The organism is Chryseobacterium sp. VD8 (assembly GCF_037149975.1).
In the GTDB taxonomy this organism is placed as follows: Bacteria; Bacteroidota; Bacteroidia; order Flavobacteriales; family Weeksellaceae; genus Chryseobacterium; species Chryseobacterium indicum.
In genome coordinates this window covers 1-2,935 of record NZ_JBBCQL010000352.1, presented here as the reverse complement: position 1 = coordinate 2,935, position 2,935 = coordinate 1, and the positions used below count along the sequence as shown (strand labels likewise).

4 protein-coding genes are annotated in these 2,935 nt (G+C 37.2%); all 4 read left to right on the top strand.

Annotated elements, in window-relative coordinates; translation table 11 throughout:
- A partial coding sequence (locus tag WFK35_RS21935) for a hypothetical protein (protein ID WP_336734691.1) occupies positions 1-772 on the top strand: 772 nt, incomplete at its 5' end.
- Positions 773-919: 147 nt separating this feature from the next.
- On the top strand, positions 920-1,198 hold the full coding sequence (locus tag WFK35_RS21930) for a co-chaperone GroES (RefSeq protein WP_040997294.1): 279 nt from the start codon (positions 920-922) through the stop codon (positions 1,196-1,198).
- Between the two features lie 47 nt (positions 1,199-1,245).
- Complete coding sequence (locus WFK35_RS21925) at positions 1,246-1,602, top strand: four helix bundle protein (RefSeq protein WP_076390783.1); 357 nt, start codon at positions 1,246-1,248, stop codon at positions 1,600-1,602.
- A 74-nt stretch (positions 1,603-1,676) separates the two neighbouring features.
- Positions 1,677-2,935: chaperonin GroEL (groL, locus tag WFK35_RS21920; protein ID WP_336734689.1), on the top strand; the 1,259-nt coding region annotated here is incomplete at its 3' end.

The following is a 2,935-nucleotide window of genomic DNA, read 5'->3' as shown; positions in this document are numbered from 1 at the left end:
CGGCAGTACGAAAAAAGGATTTGCACAAGACTTTATGCTTCCTGATGTTGCAACATTCAGTTTCATGGGAAAAGGACCTAAATATGCCAATTTAGACAGAAAAGAAGTAAAATTTAAATCTTCAAAAAGCGATACTCAAGTACAATTAATCCCTGTTTCTGATATTAAAAGTTTATTGTATACAAATGAAGAAACCCAGGAGCAATTTCAACTGGACAAACGTCTGGTAAAAGAAATCAACAAAGATCAGGAACTGGAATCCGAAGGAAAAGTACTGATGCTTCCTTTGATGGAAAAAGGACTGATAAATCTTTATGGTTACAGAAGCATGATGTGCAAGGCAGATTTTGGAAATAATTATTCCGCAGCTTCTAATGGAAACGAAAACGATTGTCAGTTAACTTATGTAATGGTTTATTTAAGCAAACCAGACGACACCGTTGCCATTGCGCCGGTAGATTATCCTTCATTAAGTCCCTTAGATTTATTTAATCTTAAAACATTATACAAAAAATTCTATACAGCCTATGAAATGGTAGGAGCAGACTGTCCGGAGTTTCTGAAAAAAGTAGATGAAGCAAGACAGAACGATTATTTTTCCAATAAAACTTTTAAGGAAAAGAAAAGAGCAACAGATGACGAAAGAAAAGCAGCGCTTAAAGGTAAAAGAGGAGCTGAAGCATCAAAAATAAATATGAAATATAAATCAGCAATATACACTGATATCTATAAAAAACTGATTGACGATTACAAAGATTCTTGTCATCAATAAAATACAAGTCACCTCATTTTTGAAGTGACTTTTTTTCTGACAAAATTTCCGTTCAAAAAAAATTAGTCTGCCAAAATTTTCTTTTGCCTGTGTTGGCATACAATTAGAGAATTTCAAGACAGAAATAATTAAAAAATTAAATATATTATGTCAGTAAACTTTAAACCATTAGCAGACAGAGTTTTGATCGAACCGATCGCTGCAGAAACTAAAACAGCTTCAGGTATTATTATTCCGGACACCGCAAAAGAAAAACCTCAGGAAGGTACTGTTGTGGCAGTTGGTCCGGGCAAAAAAGATGAGCCTACAACTGTACAGGTGGGTGACAAAGTTCTTTACGGGAAATATTCGGGTTCTGAATTGAAATTGGAAGGAAAGGATTATTTAATTGTAAAAGAGGGAGATTTACTAGGAATAATTGGCTAATAGCTTTTTGCTTCCGGCAGATGGCTTTCCGGCATTGAAAATTGTAAATGAGAGATTTCAAAAAATTTGAAGTTTGGCAATTAAGCCATCAACTGACTTTAAAAATTTATACCTCAACCAAAAATTTTCCAAAGGAAGAAATGTTTGGGTTGACCTCTCAAATCAGGAGATCATTTGCTTCTATCGGATATAATATTTCGGAAGGAAGCGGAAGAAATTCAGATAAAGAGTTTGCTAATTTCATCAATATTGCGCTGGGATCATCCAACGAAGCAGAAAACCAATTAATTCTTGCTAAAGATTTAGATTATATTAATGAAAATGAATACCAAAATCTTTCAGAAGAATTAACCCTGCTAAAAAAGAAGCTTGTCACGCTTTGGAACAGGCTTAACGGAAATTAAAATCAAATTATAAAAAATAAACCGCGAATTGCTAAAGCCAAAAGCTAAAAGCAAATCGCCAAAAGCTTAAAACAATGGCAAAAGAAATAAAATTCGATATCGAATCAAGAGACGCTTTAAAAAGAGGTGTTGATGCATTGGCTAATGCAGTAAAAGTAACTTTAGGACCAAAAGGAAGAAACGTGGTAATCGAAAAATCTTTCGGTGCACCTCACGTTACCAAAGACGGGGTTTCAGTTGCAAAAGAAATCGAACTTGAAGACAGAGTAGAAAACATGGGAGCGCAAATGGTAAAAGAAGTGGCTTCCAAAACCAATGATATCGCAGGAGACGGTACTACTACCGCTACTGTTCTGGCACAGGCTATCGTAAGAGAGGGTCTTAAAAACGTAGCTGCAGGTGCAAACCCAATGGATTTGAAAAGAGGGATCGACAAAGCGGTTGCAACAGTGGTTGAGAACTTAAAAGCTCAGTCTCAGGAAGTGGGCGATTCTACAGATAAAGTAAAGCAGGTAGCTTCTGTTTCTGCTAACAACGACGAAACTATCGGTGCTTTAATCGCTGAAGCGTTCGGAAAAGTTGGTAAAGAAGGAGTTATTACAGTAGAAGAAGCTAAAGGAATCGATACAACGGTAGACGTTGTAGAAGGAATGCAGTTCGACAGAGGATATCAGTCGCCGTATTTCGTGACGAATCCTGAAAAAATGTTGGCTGAATTGGAAAACCCATACATCCTTTTGGTTGAGAAAAAAATCTCTTCCATGAAAGAATTGCTTCCTGTTCTTGAACCAATTGCTCAAGGAGGAAAATCTTTATTAATTATCTCTGAAGAAGTTGAAGGAGAAGCTTTGGCAACTTTAGTGGTAAACAAATTAAGAGGTTCTCTTAAAATTGCTGCGGTAAAAGCGCCTGGATTCGGAGACAGAAGAAAAGCGATGTTGGAAGATATCGCAATCTTAACAGGAGGACAGGTAATTTCTGAGGAGCAAGGTTTCACCATGGAAAACATCTCTTTAGATATGTTGGGAACTGCTGAAAAAGTTTCTATCGACAAAGACAACACTACGATTGTAAACGGTGGTGGTGACGACAGCAAAATTAAAGGAAGAGTTGCACAGATCAAAGCTCAGATGGAAACGACTACTTCTGACTACGACAGAGAGAAACTTCAGGAAAGACTGGCTAAATTAGCAGGAGGTGTTGCTGTACTTTACGTAGGTGCTGCTTCTGAAGTGGAAATGAAGGAGAAAAAAGACAGAGTGGACGATGCGCTTCACGCAACAAGAGCTGCTGTAGAAGAAGGTATTGTTGCAGGTGGTGGTGTTGCTTTGGT